The organism is Tunturiibacter gelidiferens (genome assembly GCF_014201335.1).
Lineage (GTDB): Bacteria > Acidobacteriota > Terriglobia > Terriglobales > Acidobacteriaceae > Edaphobacter > Edaphobacter lichenicola_E.
This window is the reverse complement of record NZ_JACHEB010000007.1, coordinates 40,718-58,027: the sequence shown is the minus strand read 5'-3', so window position 1 is coordinate 58,027 and position 17,310 is coordinate 40,718. Positions and strand designations below refer to the sequence as shown.

The 17,310-nt window shown below is 57.9% G+C and carries 15 protein-coding genes; 10 read left to right on the top strand and 5 right to left on the bottom strand.

What is annotated here, in order from left to right:
• Positions 1-80 precede the first annotated feature (80 nt).
• A complete protein-coding gene (locus tag HDF14_RS15075) occupies positions 81-1,412 on the bottom strand; it encodes a sugar MFS transporter (protein WP_260698304.1) in 1,332 nt (443 codons plus the stop codon).
• A gap of 212 nt (positions 1,413-1,624) precedes the next feature.
• Between HDF14_RS15075 and HDF14_RS15070 the strand changes: the two genes are divergently transcribed.
• A complete protein-coding gene (locus tag HDF14_RS15070) occupies positions 1,625-2,701 on the top strand; it encodes a hypothetical protein (protein WP_183978177.1) in 1,077 nt (358 codons plus the stop codon).
• 8 nt (positions 2,702-2,709) lie between these two features.
• Here the strand turns inward: HDF14_RS15070 and rph are convergent, their stop codons facing one another.
• Positions 2,710-3,468: a ribonuclease PH gene (gene rph, locus HDF14_RS15065; RefSeq protein ID WP_183978175.1), complete on the bottom strand. Its 759-nt coding sequence runs from the start codon at positions 3,466-3,468 to the stop codon at positions 2,710-2,712.
• 319 nt (positions 3,469-3,787) lie between these two features.
• On the opposite strand from rph, the gene HDF14_RS15060 reads away from it, so the two are divergent.
• From HDF14_RS15060 to HDF14_RS15025, 8 genes are all read left to right on the top strand, one after another.
• Positions 3,788-4,741 carry a sensor histidine kinase gene (locus HDF14_RS15060; RefSeq protein ID WP_183978173.1) on the top strand — a complete coding sequence of 318 codons (954 nt, stop codon included), beginning with the start codon at positions 3,788-3,790 and terminating at the stop codon, positions 4,739-4,741.
• Positions 4,735-6,348 (top strand): sigma-54-dependent transcriptional regulator, encoded by a 1,614-nt coding sequence (locus HDF14_RS15055; protein ID WP_313899603.1) that lies wholly within the window; start codon positions 4,735-4,737, stop codon positions 6,346-6,348. Before HDF14_RS15060 ends, HDF14_RS15055 begins: the two co-directional genes overlap by 7 nt.
• A gap of 136 nt (positions 6,349-6,484) precedes the next feature.
• Positions 6,485-6,745 (top strand): UBP-type zinc finger domain-containing protein, encoded by a 261-nt coding sequence (locus HDF14_RS15050; RefSeq protein ID WP_183978171.1) that lies wholly within the window; start codon positions 6,485-6,487, stop codon positions 6,743-6,745.
• 92 nt (positions 6,746-6,837) lie between these two features.
• Entirely contained in the window at positions 6,838-7,980 is a 1,143-nt protein-coding gene (locus HDF14_RS15045; protein WP_260698318.1) for an acyltransferase family protein, read from the top strand.
• A 123-nt stretch (positions 7,981-8,103) separates the two neighbouring features.
• On the top strand, positions 8,104-8,328 hold the full coding sequence (locus HDF14_RS15040; RefSeq protein ID WP_183978169.1) for a CDGSH iron-sulfur domain-containing protein: 225 nt from the start codon (positions 8,104-8,106) through the stop codon (positions 8,326-8,328).
• Positions 8,329-8,445: 117 nt separating this feature from the next.
• Entirely contained in the window at positions 8,446-10,626 is a 2,181-nt protein-coding gene (locus HDF14_RS15035; protein WP_260698303.1) for a CocE/NonD family hydrolase, read from the top strand.
• A 29-nt stretch (positions 10,627-10,655) separates the two neighbouring features.
• Positions 10,656-11,207: an NUDIX domain-containing protein gene (locus HDF14_RS15030; protein ID WP_183978167.1), complete on the top strand. Its 552-nt coding sequence runs from the start codon at positions 10,656-10,658 to the stop codon at positions 11,205-11,207.
• An 81-nt stretch (positions 11,208-11,288) separates the two neighbouring features.
• The gene (locus tag HDF14_RS15025; RefSeq protein WP_183978165.1) at positions 11,289-12,680 is read left to right on the top strand and encodes an amidohydrolase family protein; all 1,392 of its coding nucleotides are present in this window, start codon (positions 11,289-11,291) and stop codon (positions 12,678-12,680) included.
• A gap of 15 nt (positions 12,681-12,695) precedes the next feature.
• Here HDF14_RS15025 and HDF14_RS15020 read toward each other — a convergent pair whose 3' ends face one another.
• Complete coding sequence (locus HDF14_RS15020; protein ID WP_183978163.1) at positions 12,696-13,730, bottom strand: alpha/beta hydrolase family protein; 1,035 nt, start codon at positions 13,728-13,730, stop codon at positions 12,696-12,698.
• 242 nt (positions 13,731-13,972) lie between these two features.
• Here HDF14_RS15020 and HDF14_RS15015 point away from each other — a divergent pair, with 242 nt between their 5' ends.
• Positions 13,973-15,586 (top strand): AsmA-like C-terminal region-containing protein, encoded by a 1,614-nt coding sequence (locus HDF14_RS15015; RefSeq protein ID WP_183978161.1) that lies wholly within the window; start codon positions 13,973-13,975, stop codon positions 15,584-15,586.
• Between the two features lie 27 nt (positions 15,587-15,613).
• On the opposite strand, the gene HDF14_RS15010 is transcribed toward HDF14_RS15015, so the two are convergent.
• Positions 15,614-16,858, bottom strand: a complete 1,245-nt coding sequence (locus HDF14_RS15010) for a vWA domain-containing protein (RefSeq protein WP_183978159.1) — start codon at positions 16,856-16,858, stop codon at positions 15,614-15,616.
• A 9-nt stretch (positions 16,859-16,867) separates the two neighbouring features.
• Positions 16,868-17,287 (bottom strand): hypothetical protein, encoded by a 420-nt coding sequence (locus tag HDF14_RS15005; RefSeq protein WP_183978157.1) that lies wholly within the window; start codon positions 17,285-17,287, stop codon positions 16,868-16,870.
• Positions 17,288-17,310 lie beyond the last annotated feature (23 nt).

Below are 17,310 nucleotides of genomic sequence, written 5' to 3'. Positions count from 1 at the left end.
CGCGCGACTTCATATTACTAGTCATTGCTACTTGTCCGGATAATCTGCTACCGGACAAGTAGACCTACAGGAAACTTGCTCTAGTGTGCGGCGGCTGCGGCGTGTCTGGGATCCTGATCTATGTCTTTGCGGCGGGAGGCGATGAAGCCGAAGAACGCTATATAGACGTAGCAGACGGCGGGGATGATGAAAGCGTGCTGGACGCCGATGCGGTCGGCGAGGTGGCCTTCGGCGAGGGGAAGGAGGGCACCGCCTACGATTGCCTGAACCAACAGGCTGGATCCTTTGCTGGTGAGTTCGCCGAGACCGGCGAGGCCGAGGCTGAAGATGCTGGGGAACATGATGGAGTTGAAGAAGCCAATGGCGAGGACGGTGTAGAGGGCGACTGGCCCTCCAGTGGCCATGGTGGTGAGGACGAGGCAGAAGGCGATGAAGGCTGCTGCTGCCAGGGCTTTGCCAGTGCTGATGTAGCGCAGAACGTAGGAGCCGATGAAACGGCCGACCATGGCTCCGCCCCAGTAGAAGGAGACATAATGGGCGGCGGTACGCTCGGGGAAGTTCATGATGTGGGGCAGACCGAGGTAGTTGATGAGGAAGCTGCCGATGGAGACCTCGGCGCCGACGTAGACGAAGATTCCGAGGGTGGCCATGAGGAGGTAGGGCTCTTTCCAGATGCTGCCGGCTGGGCGGCTGGCGAGTTCTCCGGGGCGGAAGTCGCGGGTGAAGTCGGTGGTGGGGAGCTTGATGAGGCCGATGGCAACGGCGAGAACGAGAAGAGTAACAGCGATGACCAGATACGGCATGCGGACGGACGATGCCTGCTGTTCGCGGTAGGTCTGGAGCGCTGCGGTGGAGAAGGATTTGAGCGTCTCGGGAGATGCCTGGATGGCGCCGAGGATGAGGGCTCCGCCGAAGAAGGGAGCGATAGTGGTGCCAAAGGAGTTGAAGGCCTGGGCGAGATTGAGGCGACTTGCGGCGGTGGCTTGTGGGCCGAGGTTCGTGACGTAGGGGTTGGCTGAGACCTGGAGGCAGGTGATGCCGGCGGCGAGAATGACGAGTGCGGAGAGGAAGAGAGGAAAGGATGCGGTGCTGGCAGCGGGCAGAAAGAGCAGCGCTCCGGCAGCCATGACGATAAGGCCGATGACCATGGACTGTTTATAGCCGCGCCAGTCGACGAGTTTTCCGGAGGGCAGAGCGAAGATGAAGTAGGACGAGAAGAAGGCGAATTGGACGAGCAGAGCTTGACCATAGTTGAGGCTGAAGATGCCTTTGAGGTGCGGGATGAGGATGTCGTTGAGACAGGTGAGGAAGCCCCACATGAAGAAGAGGACCGTGGCGATGCTCATGGCGCGGACGTCGGTGGCCTGAGGGTCGCGGGTGTAGGTGGTCTGCTGTGGAGTGGCTATATTCAATGTTTTTCCCTGCCTCTTCGGTCTAGTTATGACGGCGTGAAAGATTCTACAGGGTTAGAGCGGGATTATCAGCATTCGGGCGCAAGGGTGACTCAGGATATTGCAACCCCTTGAAAGAGGAAGCCATCCTAGAAATTAGTCGGTGCTCGTTCTGACTAACAAAATCCTTGCCGAAAGCCCAAGGGGCACAGGGTCTTTGACGGGGTTGGCTTATGTCCGAGCGCAAAAAGATCATTTTGATTTTGGTTTACGTCATAGCTACGGTGCAGTTTGTGTGGTGCTATCTGTGGCTGACGAGACCGTATGTCAATACGCTGTTATACGAACAAGGACTGGAACGGATGCCCTTTCAGGGACGCAGCCTGATGATGCTCCCGTTGCGATGGGCGCATGGGAGTGGTTTGCTGGCGTCGTTGGTGACACCGTTTTCGAAGTCTCAGTTCTGGTTTCCGAAGCCGGTAGCTCCGGAGGTTGTGGTGCAGGCGGCGATCGATGTCTTTTGTCTGCTTGCGGCAGGGTACTTGACGACGAAGATCTATCAGGCAAGCTCAAGCCGCCGGCTGCTGACGCCGATGGTGTACCCGCTGCTGCTGGTGGCCTGTGGCGCGACGTATGTGATGCATACGGTGCAGAATTTCCGGTTTGTCTACGATCTGCCGAGCCTCGCGTTCTTTGCGGCGGCGATGTATCTGCTCTATTTTCGATGGCATTGGATTTATTTCGCAGGACTATTTGTGGTTGCGACGATGAATCGCGAGACGACGCTGCTGTTGCTTCCTTTGTTTTTGCTGAACGGCGCGGTGGTGGGCGGGCGGGTGCGATGGCGGCGAATGGTGCGTTTGAGGAGCTTTGCCGTGGTGATGCCGCTCGCGATGTTCTGGGCGGTGTGGCAGATCTTCGTTCGGCACGTGTTTGCGGGAAATGCGTCGGAGTTCTATCCGCGGATCGACTGGAACGTGAAGTCGCTACTGTTTCCGCAGGCGTGGCCGCAGATGTTGAGCGCGTGCGGCTATCTGCTGATGTTTGTGGTGGTGATGCGCCGGAAGATTCGTGACCCTCAGTTGGAGGCGTGGCTTTGGCTGCTGCCGATCTGGTTCGGCTTCATGTTCGTGTACGGGATTCTGATTGAGACCAGGGTGTTTGGCGAACTGATTCCGCTGATCGTCTGTTCGACGATGCTGATTGTGGAAGATGGGCTGTTGGCGCGGATGACGAAGCCAGCCCGGGTGCCAGCACTGGAGATGGCCTCGGGGCCGGGAAGTTCCAGGGAGGCTCGCGAGGCCGCTTGAGGTTGTCGCTAGACGGCTTCTTTGAGAACGGCTAGCTGGGTGGCGAGGAGTTCGTGGATACCCTTTTCGGCGTAGTCGAGCATCTGGCCAAGCTGGACGCGAGTGTAGGAATCGTGCTCGGCGGTGGCCTGGGTCTCGACGAGGCCGCCGTTGGCGAGCATGACGACGTTCATGTCGACGGCGGCACGGGAGTCTTCTTCATAGGCCAGGTCGAGCAGGACGTTGCCATCGACGATGCCGACGGATGTGGCGGCGACCATTTGCTTGAGCGGGGATGTTTTGAGGGTGCCGGCTTTGACCAGCTTGCCGAGAGCGAGGGCGAGGGCTACGCAGGCTCCTGTGATGGCAGCGGTGCGAGTGCCGCCGTCGGCCTGGAGGACGTCGCAGTCGAGGATGATGGTGCGCTCGCCGAGGGCCTTCATGTCGACGACGCTGCGGAGGCTGCGGCCGATGAGGCGCTGGATCTCATGGGTGCGGCCGCCGACTTTGCCGCGCTCGCTCTCGCGGGCGGTGCGGGTGAGGGTGGCGCGAGGGAGCATACCGTATTCGGCGGTGACCCAGCCGCGACCGGAGTTGCGGAGCCAGCCGGGGACGCCCTGCTCGATGGTGGCGTTGCAGAGGACACGGGTGTTGCCGGACTCCATGAGAACGGAACCTTCGGCCATGGCGACGTAGTGCGGAGTGATGCGGATGGGGCGGAGGGCATCGGCGGGGCGGTTGTCGGGGCGGAAGAGTTGGGGGGAGGGGGTTACGGAGGTTACAGACATGATGGAATTATAGTTGGGAGGTTTTTTGCGCGATGGGACGGGGTTGAGTGTGAGCCCTTTGTGGGAGTGTTCCGAAATGGGACTGGTTCCATAATGGGAGGACTTAGTTGGAGTGGAGTTTGTTGGGGATTTGGCTGGGGGATGTTGTTTGTGGTTCCGATTTGGGAAGTGGCCGCCGTGAGCGAGGCAGGTGGATGGGAGGCGTTTTCGTTTGATGTGTAATCACTTAGGAAGTAAGTTCCAGTTTGGCACTTAAAGTGATTACAGAAGTGTATCCGCGGTAACCAATATCGAAGCGGAGGAATGGTGGATTTACGGAATGCAGGCAACGCAGAGCAGTACTGCCTTGGGGCCAGAGATTTGTTCGGGGAAGTTTGCGGCGCTTCGCCATGTGACACGCCAGATGAACCTTAGTGGTTCGGCGATGCCGACGGCACGGAAGACGCCGGATGCGCCAGCGGCAGAGGTGGCTGCAATCGCAGGCGTGGCCGAGGGTGCAGGGTTGGCGCATGACGCCGGAAATCTGTTGGGGGCTTTAAGTCTTTACTCTGACTTGCTGGCTCTGCCTGGCGTGCTGCATGAAGAGCACAAGGAATATGCAAACGAGTTGAGGATGTTGAGCGATCGCAGTTGGGCGATGATTGACCGGCTGGTGAACCATGCGCGTGCGGGCCGGCCGGTGAAGGTGCAGGGGGAGTTTTCCGTGTTGCCGGATGTGGTGGACCGGCTGCGAGGGCTATTGAGCCGCGTGGCGGGGCGCACGGTGGAGATCTCGTTTGGCGTGGGGGCGTTTCAGCCGGTGAGGGTGCCGGTGGAGTCGGTGGAGAGAATTTTGACGAACCTGGTGAAGAATGCTGCGGAGGCGACGCCGTGGGTGGGGGCGATCTCGATTCATGTGGAGGGAGTGCGGAGACAGGCGGAGGACGAAGGCGAGGAGCCGTTGCGCCAGGTCGTGATGACGGTGAGAGATCGTGGCTGCGGAATGGATCAGGCAGCGGTGCGGCGATTGATGCAGACTGGCGGGATCTCTTCGGCGAATGGGCGTGGGCTTGGTTTTCGAGTGGTGCGGGAGTTAGTAGCCATCTCGGGTGGGGCTCTGACGATCGAGAGCCAGCCGGAGGTGGGAACAAGCATCTCTGTGGAGTGGAGTGCGATGAAACAGACTGAGGCAGTGGCACAACAGCGGAAGGATTTGGAGAGGGAGGCAATGAAAATGAATGACTCTGGAGTGAAGACGGTTGTACGGGGAGAGGCTGGGTGGATCGCATGCTAAGGACGACGGGTTTTGGGGCGGCAGTAGCGAGAACGATTGGCGCGGGAGATGTTTCGGTGTTGAGTGAGAGGACGGGCGAGGAGCAGATGAGAGAGGATGCGGGTACGAATTCGCCTTCGGGTATGTTGGTGGGACTTTCGCCGGTTGCGATGCCGGATGCGAGAGCGCACGCGGTGAGCTCTGCGGAGCACCTGGGGTTGCTGCACGTGCTGGTGGTCGACGACGACGAGGCGGTGCGGAAGGCCTGCTGCCAGATTGCCGCGGGGATGGGGTTTGAAGTTGTGGGCGCTGAGAGCGCGACGGCGGCACGTGACATTTTGAAGCAGCGGCGGATCGATCTGCTGCTCCTGGATCTGAAGCTGCCGGGCGGAGGTGGGTTGCCACTGCTGGAGCAGGTGAAGGCGCTGCACCCGGATACGGCGGTGATTGTGATGACAGCGTTCGCGACGGTGTCGTCCGCAGTGGAGGCGATGCGGATTGGTGCTGGGGATTATCTGACGAAGCCATTTGCGCTGGAGGAGTTGACGGCGGTGCTCGAGCGGACGGGACAGCAACTGCACATGGATGTGCAGAGCCGTCAACTGCGCGAGAGACTGAGAACTCAACAGGGAATGGGCGGTCTGGTTGGGCGCTCTCCGGAGATGGAGAAGCTTTATAGGATTTTGTCGAAGGTGGCTTACTCGACGCATCCGGTTTTGATCCTCGGCGAAAGTGGGACGGGCAAGGAGCTCGTGGCGCGGTCGATTCACTTCAATGGACCGAATGCGGCGAAGCCTTTTGTGCCGGTGGACTGCGGGTCGCTGGTGCCAACGCTGATTGAGAGCGAGTTGTTTGGGCATGTGAAGGGGGCCTTTACCGGGGCGGATCGCGCGAAGGAGGGGCTGCTGGCCTCGGCAGAGGGCGGGACGGTGTTTCTGGATGAGATTGGAGAGCTGCCGCTCGATCTTCAGGCGAAGCTGTTGCGCGCGCTCCAGGAGAAAGAGGTTCGGCCGGTTGGTGCGACACAGGCGAGGCCTATCTCGGCACGAGTGCTGGCGGCAACCAATCGTGATCTTGCGACGATGGTGGAGCAGGGGCGGTTTCGGAAGGACCTTTACTTCCGGTTGAACGTGGTGAACCTGCGGATTCCTCCGCTACGGGATCGGCGGGAGGATATCGCGGTGCTGGCGACGCACTTTCTGAAGCAGATGGAGAAGGAGACGGGAGTGGAGCGGAGCTTCTCGGACTCGATGCTGCGGACGATGGCAGAGTATGACTGGCCGGGCAATGTGCGGGAGCTTGAGAATGCGATCGAACGGGCCTGTGCGCTCTCGTCGGGGCCCGTGCTTCACCTTGGCGATTTGCCGACGCAGTTGCAAAACTTCCGCATGCAGCAAGGGCCCGCGATTCATGTGATGGAGGAGAATGGGCTGGAGCAGAGTGGGTCGATGGGTGCGGCGGAGGGTGGAATTGTGTCGATCGCCGAGATGGAGAAGCAAGCCATTCTGGGGACGATCCGGCAGCTGAACGGCGATAAGTTGATGGCGGCGAAGTTGCTAGGGATTGGTAAGACGACGCTTTACCGGAAGCTGAAGGAGTACGGGATTAATGAAGGGTTGGGGGATTGAGGGAGGTCTCTGGGCAGCTTTACCGTCTGCGGCGTTGGTGCGCGGAAAGGAGTGTACGACGTAGAGGAAGATCCTTGGCGGTTTGCGTTCGTCTGTGCACTGAAGGGTAGAATCAGGGCGAAGGAAGGTGGACGGGATGGAATGTAAGCACATGGACCAGATTCGGAAAGTGAAACCATCGGCGAAGGGTTGCGAGGAGTGTTTGAAGATGGGCAGCACCTGGGTGCATCTGCGGATGTGTTTGGAGTGCGGTCATGTGGGGTGCTGTGATTCGTCGCAACATAAGCATGCGACCAAACATTTTCATAAGACAGAGCATCCGATTATGCGGTCGATTGAGCCGGGCGAGAGCTGGGGCTGGTGCTATGTGGATGAGGTGGAAGTCGACGTGGTGTGATTGAAGGTTTCCTGTCTTCGATGACGCGGGGAGGTTGCTCGTTTGAAGAGAGGTCGAATTTGAAGCCGGAGTCTTCGCGGATTTGGCCGCGGATGGATGGTGTGGATCTTCTTCGCGGGCTTGCGATTTGTTTTGTGTTGATGAATCACGTCAACATGCAATTGTTGGGCGCCAAGGTCTCGTACACGCAAGGGCTGCCGCGCCAGTTGGTGTCTTCGCTGGTATGGAATGGTCAGTTTGGCGTTCAGATATTTTTTGTCATCTCTGGATTTCTAATAACCTCGACAACTCTGCGGCGTTGGGGTTCAGCGTCCTCGGTGAACGTGCTTGATTTCTATCGGTTGAGGTTTGCTCGTATCGCTCCGCTGATGATGCTTCTTCTCTTGATTCTCAGCGTCCTTCACCTGACGCACGTCAAGGGGTTTGTGGTCGGTGAGAAGACAGGCGGATTGGGGCGGGCTCTGGCCGCTGCGCTTACCTTCCATGTCAATCTGCTTGAGGCCCGAAGAGGATATCTGCCGGCGAGTTGGGACATTCTATGGTCGCTATCGGTTGAAGAGATGTTCTATCTCTGTTTTCCGTTGGTGTGCCGAACGTTTCGTCGCACCAGTTTTCTGTCGGCTCTGCTTTTTGTTTTTGTGTTTTTAGGACCTTTCGCCCGCTCGGAGGCGTTGAACCATAATCCGGTGTGGAGAGAGTACTCCTACCTGGGAGGCATGGACGGTATTGCGCTCGGTTGCTTGACTGCGCTGTTCTCTGCGAAGGGTCGGCTTTCCGAGAAGACGCTTCGAGTGGCTGGGGCCGCAGGGACGATGATGCTCGTTTTTATTCTTTGTTTTTCGATTCGTGCCGACCGCTGGGGGCTCGGTCGTAGTGGACTGGATATGACGGTTCTCGGTTTAGGCACTTGTCTGGTGCTTGCTGCGGTTGCGCAGACGCGATGGAGAGCCCCAGGATTTGCGGGGCCTCTGGTGCGTCTGGGAAGACTGAGCTACGAGGTTTATCTGACACACATCTTTGTTGTTTTGAGTGTGTTTCATCTTTTTCTGACTATGCACAAGCCAGTCCGGGCTGTTCCGGGAATGTTCCTTGTGGTTCTCTTGCTTTCGGGGTTATTGGGGGCCGTTGTCTCGCGAAGTTACTCTGAGCCGATGAATCGGTGGCTCCGAGAGAGGTGGGTGAAAGATACGACAAGGCTGGGCTCGATTCCTCAAGAAGAGGCGATGAGCGTTTAGAGCGGTACCGCTGTTTCGTCGTTGTGATGAGGTGATCGGATTGGTGAAGGAGTGTCGTGACGATTTGCGGCTATGGATTTGCTATGCTGAACGCATCCTTTGTAAGAGAGAGAGTAACGAGCGATGTCGGAAGAAGCGGTAAAGATTACGGTTCGGCCCAATGGTCCGCTGCGGGTTGAAGGACACATTATTTTGAAGGACGCCGATGGCAAGGAATGGGATTTGACGGGTAAGCCGGCGATCTCACTTTGTCGCTGCGGGGCGAGTGAGAAGAGGCCGTTTTGCGACGGCTCGCACAACCGAGTGGGCTTTCAGTGTGCGGCTAGTCCTAACGCAGTTCTTACCTAGAGAAACAAGACCGCAGACTTCATGGAATGGGGTAGGCCAAGAGTAGCTCTCGGCCGCTTCTTTCTGGGCGTCTGCGGCTTTTTGTAACGCGTACTGATTTCATTTTTGAGGCTGGGCATGATGAGGATTGGCGGCGGTTGCGCGGTGGTTCTTACTGGATGGATGGTTGCTTCGGCTGCGGTGATCGGGGCGCAAGGGACTCAGACAGCCGAGAAGACGCAGGCGATTGCGCTGCCGGCGGGGCGGGTGAATGAGTTCGTGGGGCAGTATCGCGATACGACGGAGCCGGATGTGGTGAGTTCGGTGTATCGGGATGGTGACAAGTTATTTATCGAAGGGGCGCGGGAGCCGCGGTTTGAGTTGCAGGCGGAGTCGGTGGATCATTTTTTTGCGCCTAGGCTGCGAGTGGTGTTTTCACGGGACGCGACGGGTAAGGTGTCAGGATTGACCCTCACGTTTAGTGAGCGCGGGGAACAAGACATTGTGAAGAAGGAGGAGCGCTTCAGCGATGTAGGGGGGCGGCTGAATCAGTTTCGCGAGTATGCACGCAGTGAGGCGATGATTCCGGTGCGGGACGGGGTGAAACTGCATGTGGTGATTCTGCGGCCGGTGGGGTCGGAGACGAGCGGGGAGGTGTTGCCGTTTTTGATGCAGAGGACGCCTTATGGCACTTCGTGGGTTTCGTCGGCTGCGGTGAATGGCAGCAAGCCGGAGTTGGCGACGAGTGGATACATCTTTGTGTTCGGGGATATTCGCGGACGGTATGAGTCCGAGGGCAAGTTTGTGATGAACCGCGCGATTGTTGCCCACACGACAAAGAACGATGTGGATGAGACGACGGATACGCGGGACACGATTGACTGGCTGTTGCAGAATGTGCGGAATAACAACGGCAAGGTGGGAGTGCTTGGGGTTTCCTATCCGGGGTTTCTGGCGATGTCGGCGGGGATCGATGCGCATCCGGCGGTGAAGGCGATCTCGCCGCAGGCTCCGATGACGAATGTGTGGATGGGGGATGATTTTTTTCATAATGGCGCGTTCCGTGAGACGTATGGATTCGATTATGTGCAACAGTTGGAGGCACAAAAGACGGATGCGCGCGTGGATAGCAAGGAAGATACGTTTGATTTCTTTCTGCATAATGTGAACTTCGCTGGTGCTGCGGATGCCGCAAAGATGGAGAAACTGCCGACAGCGAAGGTGTTCTTGACGCAACCGACTTATACGAAGTTCTGGCAGGATATGGCAGTGGAGAAACACCTGACGAAGGTTGAGGTGCCGACGCTCGAGGTGGGTGGATGGTGGGACCAGGAAGATATGTGGGGGACGCAAGCTGAGTATGCTGCGTTGAAGCCGCACGATACGAAGGATGAGGTGTTCATGGTGCTAGGACCCTGGAATCACGGTGGGTGGGGGCCGACGACGCGGCATCTTGGGGTGTTGGACTTTGGGGCGGCGACGGGAGATCAATATAGGAAGACGATTGAGGCACCCTTCTTTGAGAAGTATTTGAAGGGTCGGGCGGGATTTGATTTGACCGGTGTGGCCAGCTTCAGGACTGGTGTGAACACGTGGGAGCGGTATGAGGCGTGGCCGCCGAAGCAAGGGTTCAAAGAGGCGAAGCTCTATTTGACGGCGGATGGTGGGCTGGAGATGCAGGCGCCTCCTGCGGCAGGTGGAGTTAGTGGCAAGGCTGCGGTTAGCTACGTTGCTAATCCTGCGAAGCCGGTGCCTTATCGCAATCGCCCGATCCAGTCGACGTATGGGGACGGGTCGAAGTGGCGTACGTGGCTCGTTGAGGACCAGAAGTTTGTGAGCGGGCGGAAGGATTTAGTGAACTTTTCATCTCCGGTGCTCGAGAAGGATGTCACGGTAACGGGGGATGTTGTCGCGGATCTGTTTGCCTCGACGACCGGGACGGATGGGGATTTTGTAGTGAAGCTGATCGATGTTTATCCGGACGACGCGCCGCCGCCGATGACGGGGTATCAACTGATGATTGTGGATGAGATATTTCGCGGGCGATATCAGAAGAGCTTTGAGACGCCCGAGGCGGTGACGCCCGGAAAAGTGACCGAATACAGGTGGAGCCTGCACGGTGCGGATCATACTTTTTTGAAAGGGCACAGGATGATGGTGGAGGTGCAGTCTAGTTGGTTTCCGCTGTATGACCGGAATCCACAGACGTTTGTGCCGAACATCATGACGGCTCCTAAGGGAGCTTATGCAGGGCAGACGATTTCCATTTATGGGTCGGAGAAGTATCCGTCGCATCTTGAATTTTCGACTCCGGAATAGGTTGTTGCGTGGGGACGGATGGGGGTGCTGTGACAATTAAGACGATTAGTAGCCGTGAGGTTTACCGAAACCCTTGGACTAGCGTGCGGGAAGATGTGATTGAACGGGCGAATGGCAAGCGCGGGATCTACGGAGTGGTGGATAAAGATCCGGCTTGCATTGTGATTCCGCTGGAGCTGACGGTGGAGGGTGAGTTTGTTTATTTGATTGAGCAGTTCCGCTATACGGTGGGAGCGCGGCACTGGGAACTTCCGCAGGGTGGGTGGGAGGTGGCGGAGGTGGAGCCGGAGGATCTGGCCCGAGGGGAGTTGCGGGAGGAGACAGGTTTGGCGGCCGAGCGGATGACACTACTGTCGACACTGCAGATTGCGTATGGAGTGATGAATCAGAAGCATTATGTTTTTCTGGCTGAGGGGCTGACGATGGGGGAGCCTGATCCGGATGCGGAGGAGAGCGATCTGGTGGTGAAGCGGTTCGGAGTGCGGGCTTTCGAGGAGATGATTCTGGACGGGACAATCGTGGACAACTGCTCGGTTGCGGCGTGGGGGTTGTACCGGCTGTGGCGAGAGCGACGACAGTAGGCTTGTTGTTAACGGCTTGTTGACGGAGTTTGGTCAGCCGCCGGGGCTTCGCGTGCCGTATTTGCATCTAATAAAGCCATCATGATGCTGCGATCGATCTGCCTCTTCATTGCGATTTTCGTTAGTGGGTTTTCAGGGCTGGCGCAGATCGTTACAACGACGCAGGCCCCGGGACGGCAGATGCCTGAGCAAAAAGTGGTGTTGCTGCGAAATGCGCGGGTTATTGATGGTACCGGCGCCGCGCCGCGGGAGCATGTTTCGCTTTTGCTGCGTGATGGAAAGATCGAACAGATCGGTGGAGCGGAGATGGTGGCGCCGGCGGGAGCGCAGGTTCGCGATCTGATAGGGAAGACGGTGTTGCCGGGGTTGATCAGTGCGCACTCGCACCTTGGGTTGATTGTGGATGATGCCGAGTCGTCTGCGAGCGGATATACGCGCGAGAATGTGACCGCGCAGTTGAAGCAGTATGAGCGATATGGGGTGACTGCGATTTTGTCGCTTGGGCTGAATCGCGATCTGGTGTTTGTGTTGCGGGATGAGCAGCAGGCGGGAAGGCTGGGTGGGGCGTCGATCTTTACTGCGGGGAGGGGGATTGGAGTGCCGGAGGGGGCGCCTCCGCTGCCTGCGGCGACGGACCAGATCTTTCGGCCGGCGTCGGTGAAGGAGGCGCGGAGTGATGTCGATGAGATGGCGGCGCAACGTGTGGACATTATCAAGATCTGGGTTGATAAGCTGCATGGCAACGTTCCGGAGATGGCGCCGGGGATCTATAAAGCTGTGATCGATGAAGCGCATAAGCGGCATGTACGGGTGGCCGCTCATGTGTATTCGCTGGATGATGCGAAACAACTGGTGGCCGATGGCGTGGATGTGCTGGCGCATTCGGTGCGAGACCAGTTGGTGGATGATGCGTTTGTGCGATCGATGAAACAGCACAACGTCTGGTATGTTCCGACGTTTACTGTGGATGAGTCGGCGTATATCTATGCGGAGAATCCGGCGTTTATGAAGACGCCTTTCTTTCAACAGGCTGCGGGACCGAAGCTGATGGCGAAGTTTGGCGTGCCTGGGTATGCGGAGAAGATCAAGCAGGATCCGCAGACGGCGCAGCATCAGAAAGACTTTGAGATTGCGCAACAAAATTTGAAGAAGCTATTTGATGCGGGAGTGAGGGTTGGGTTTGGAACAGATTCAGGCGCGTTGCCTGGGCGCATTCCTGGCTTCGCTGAGCATCATGAGCTTGTGTTGATGGTGAGAGCGGGGCTTAGTCCGTTGCAGGCGATTACGGCGGCCACGGGAGAGAATGCGAAGCTGCTGCATGCGAGTGATCGTGGGACTATCGCGGTCGGAGAGCGCGCGGATCTGTTGGTGCTGGATGCTGATCCGCTGGTCGATATCGGAAATACGCAGAGGATCTTTGCGGTGTACCACGATGGACACAACATCATTGATCTTCCATCGCGGGCGAAGTAGCAGGTTGATTCGTAATTAATTTGCAGGTGAGTTCTCTTCGAAAGCGATGCTGCAGGTTTCTTTGTCCGGTGCGGCGAGCCGGTTGCAGTTTTTGAGGGCGTCTTTGCGTGCGTCGTCGGAGGTCATCTGTGCCACCGATGAGGCGTAGTGATGGGCAGAGAGGGCGAAGGCTTTGTGCGGGCCGAGGGTGAGATAGCCGCGAAAGGCCAGCTGGCCTCGGTCGGAGAGGCCTGCCGGTGGTGGAATGTTGGGGGGAGTGATCTCGGGGAGCGGCTGCGGGAGGAGAACAAGATTGTGGGCTTGGAGGAAGTCGTCGACCATGGGGGACCAGATGGAAATGCCATGGCTGAAGAGGGTGTGACCGTCTTCGCCGAAGGCTGGAACGTGAAGGAATTGGTCCTGTCCGCCGGTGGAGCGGAAGGCAGCGTCGAACTGCTGCGCAATCTGGGGCCAGAAGTACTTGTCGTTGTCGGCGTAGATCCAAAGCATCGGCGTGCGTGAGTGTCGGCCAAAGTTGCGATAGGCGGCAACGAGAGCATCGGAATTGCAAATTTCGTGATCGGCGCTGGAGCCGCGGCCTCCGGCGAAGTTGATGGCTGCGACTAAATTTTTGGGAGCGTTGGCGGTGAGCGCAACGGTGGCCATGCCGCCGGTGGAGATGCCGACGACGAGGACGCGCGTGGCGTCGACCTGAGGAAGCTTGCTGCCGAAGTCGATGGCGATGCGGAGATCTTCGGCGGATTTGCGGGCGGCGCCCTCATAGTCGATCTGGGGGCAACGGCCGTTGCCGAGGTAGTCGGGTTTACCGCTGGAAGAGCCGTAGCCACGGCGTATGACGACGAGGGCGACGAAGCCGCGGCGAGCAAACCAGCGAGCCTGGGGAAGGAAGAGCCAGGGAGTGATGTTGTTGCGCGGTTCGAGCCCGCGGGAGGTTCCGTGGGTGATGATGACGAGAGGATGCTTGCCGGGAAGGTCGGCGTAGACGAGAAGTGCGCTCAGACCGTTCGGCGCGGCCTGAGTCCATGGGATGCGGGTCAGCTCTTCGTGCATCTGTACTGCTCTTGCAGGGGGCGTCAGCAGGAGGAGTACGAGGGTGGGAACGGCGATGCAGGGCTTTGGCGGCACGGATAAACGTAACTTAATCTGTTGCGGGAGGAGGTTTTTTATTGTGTGGAGTGCTTTTTGATGCTGATTTTCCGGCGATGTTGCCTCACATCAAATGCTTGGCCTTGGAACGTTCCATAGCTTTTCGGCATCAAAAAATATCACGTACGTTTTGATGAAAGAAAAGCATGAATGAAATTTTGAACGACACGAAGACTGTAAAGCGCCGCAGCGTGTGGGGCTGGATTTTGATTTCGCTGCTGATTGCGGTGATTGTTCTCGCGGTGATCGGCGAAATTGCGGTGCATCGGGCCATGCCGATTTTGAAGGGACGCGTAATTGAGACGCTGAGCAGTCGTTTTGACAGCCGGGTGGAGATTGATGGCTTTTCGGTTTCAGTGCTGAAGGGATTGGAGGTATCTGGCGAGGGGCTGCGTATTTATGCGCAAGACGAAGTGGTCGCTGCGGGCGCGACGGATCCGTTGATTGCGCTTGGGCATTTCTCGTTTCATGCGAATCTGTTGGGGCTTTTTGTGAAGCCGATGCATGTTAGGACGGTGCATGTCGCAGGGATGGTGATACATATTCCGCCGCGGGAGATGCGGCAGCAGGCCCCGAAGGGGCAACGACATATGGGGAAGATCAAGATTTTGGTAGATGAGATAGTGTTTGACGATTCAAGACTGATCATTGGAACGATCAAGCCGGACAAGGAGCCGAAGGAGTTCGAGATGAGCCGCATCGTGATGCGGAACGTGGGACCTGATGCGCCGTGGAGGTATGACGCAACACTCGTCAACGCGATTCCGAAGGGCGATATTCATGCGACGGGAACCTTTGGGCCGTGGAACAACGAGAGTCCCGGAGATTCGAGTGTGACGGGGAAGTACACGTTTGATCATGTCGATCTGAATACGATCAGAGGGATCGGCGGGATGCTGTCCTCGGTTGGCGAATTCAGTGGGCAGTTAAACAAGATCATTGTGGACGGGACGACGGAGACGCCGAATTTTTCGCTCGATACGGCGAATCATGGTGTGCCGTTGCATACGAAGTTTCATGCGATTGTGGATGGAACCAGCGGCGACACTTATTTGCAGCCGGTGGATGCGCGGTTGGGTGGATCGGATTTTACGTGCAACGGAGCCGTGGTGAATGTGAAGGGAAAGGGGCACATCATCGATTTGGATGTGAATATTCCTGCGGGACAGATTCAGGATTTTTTGCAGCTCGCGGTGAAGACATCACCGGCCGTGATGACTGGAGGGTTGCAGATGAAGACGAAGCTGCATATTCGACCGGGGCCGCAGAGTGTTTCGAAGAAAATTGGATTGAAGGGCGGGTTTACGCTGCGGCAGATTCACTTCACCAATCCTGAGTTGGAGGACAAGGTGGATATGCTGAGTCTGCGGGCGCAGGGCGATCCGAAGGCTGCTAAGCCGGGTGCGGAAGATGTGCACTCGCAGATGGTGGGGCAGTTTGTGATGGCCGATGGAAAGCTTAGTTTTAGCAAGCTGGACTACACGCTGCCGGGAGCTGATGTGTCACTTGCGGGAGAGTACACGCTTGATGGAGAGCGATTCGAGTTTGATGGGAAGGTGCGGACTAAAGCGAAGGTGTCTCAGATGGTGGCTTCGAAGTGGAAGTCGATTCTGCTGAAGCCGGTGGATCCGTTCTTCAAGAAGGATGGAGCGGGCGCGGTGATTCCTGTGAAGGTGAGTGGGACTAGGTCTGCGCCTAAGTTTGGGTTGGACCTCGGGCACAAGGGGAAGAAGGACAAGGGAGAGCAAGGTGGCAAGTAGGTTTGGTCTGCGGCAGCCTTGCCTGGTTTAGTGGACGGTTTTCATTCGGCGTGACATAAAGTCCATCAGGAGATAGTTGCCGAGGTTTTGTGGAGTGGTGAAGTAGGCCTTACCACGGCACATGGCGCTGACTTGCTGGACAAACTGCATGAGAGAGAAGTCGCTGGCGAGCATGAAAGTGTTGATCATTATGTTGGCGCGCTTGCAGCGTGAGACTTCTTCGAGGGTTTCGGAGATGACGAGGGGGTCGAGGCCGAAGGCATTCTTGTAGATGCGGCCGTCGGGGAGGGTGAGTGCTGAGGGTTTTCCGTCCGTGATCATGACGATCTGCTTCATATCTTTATTCTGGCGGGCGAGGATGCGCTGCGCCATGCGGAGGCCTTCGCGAGTGTTGGTGTAGTGCGGGCCGACCTTGACGCGGGAGAGTTGCGAGACGGGGATTTCTTCGGCGGTGTCGTGGAAGAGCACTAGATTGAGGGTGTCGCCGGGGAACTGCGTGCGGATGAGGTGCGAGAGGGCCATCGCGACGCGCTTGGCGGGAGTGAAACGGTCTTCGCCGTAGAGGATCATGGAGTGGGAGCAGTCGAGCAGGACGACGGTGGCGCAGGAGGACTGGTAGTCGGACTGGTGGACGTGGACGTCGGAGTGGTAGATGTTGAGTGGGGAGTGCTCTTCTCCCTCGATCGCAGTGGCTAGACCCTCGCGGGCGAAGACGCTGGAGAGGGTGGCGGTGATGTCGAGGTTGAGAGTGTCGCCGAATTCGTAGAGCTTGCTGCTGCCGTTGGTTTCGACGCCCGCGGCTTCGTGGCGAGTGTCGTGACGGCCGAGGTTGGATTTGCCGAGGGGCCCGAGGAGTTCCCGGAGGGCTTTGTAGCCGAGGAAGTCCATGCCCTTATCGGTGACTTCGAAGCGGGCTTCGCCGTTCCCGTCGCCTTGCTCCCCCTGTCCTTGCTGGGGCATCTCGGCGTTGATGAAGTTTTGTTCCTGCATCTTCTGGATGATCTGGTCGATGAGTTCTTCTACTTGATCTTCGGAGAGGGCTTCGTATTTTTCCTGGGCTTCGTCGTCGAAGAGTTCGCCGGAATCGAGGGCCTGGCGAATGGCTTCGCGGAGGTTCTCCATGGTCTGATCGCCGTCGAACTCCTGGAAGCGCGACATGGGGTCGTTGAAGCCGGAGTCGAGCAGGAAGTCGGAGAGAGCCTGCATGAGGTCTTCGAGGCCGAAGGAGGAGGCGAGGTCGCCGGTGAACTTTGTGTATCGGACGCGCTTCATAGTTTGGACCTAGTGGACCCAGCGAGTGTTGACGACGGTGAGTTTCGGGCAGCCTGCCTTCGCTGCGAGTTGCTGGTCGGTGAGAGCGGGCGCTTGTGATTGCTGCCTGATCTTTGATTGGAAGGATTTGATGTCTTCGAAGCGAAAGACTTCGCAGCCGCGGAGGAAGTCGACTATTTCGCCGGTAGACCGCTCGACGGAGTACATGCGGACGAGGTGAGCTTTTTTGTATATGCCGATGCTGTCGAAGCCGTCGTCTGTGTCGGGACGCATGGGGTCGAGCGTGTAGTCCGGGTCGCCCAGGGGCCAGCCTTCGTCGTGGGCAAGGATGGTGGCGATGTCGTTGAGCTGGGTGGCGGAGATGTGGGGGCGCGGCTTCTCCGGCGGGACGGCAAGTGCGATGAGCGCGAGTGTGGAGGTCAGGAGCATGGGATCCCTGTACAGCCGATTGA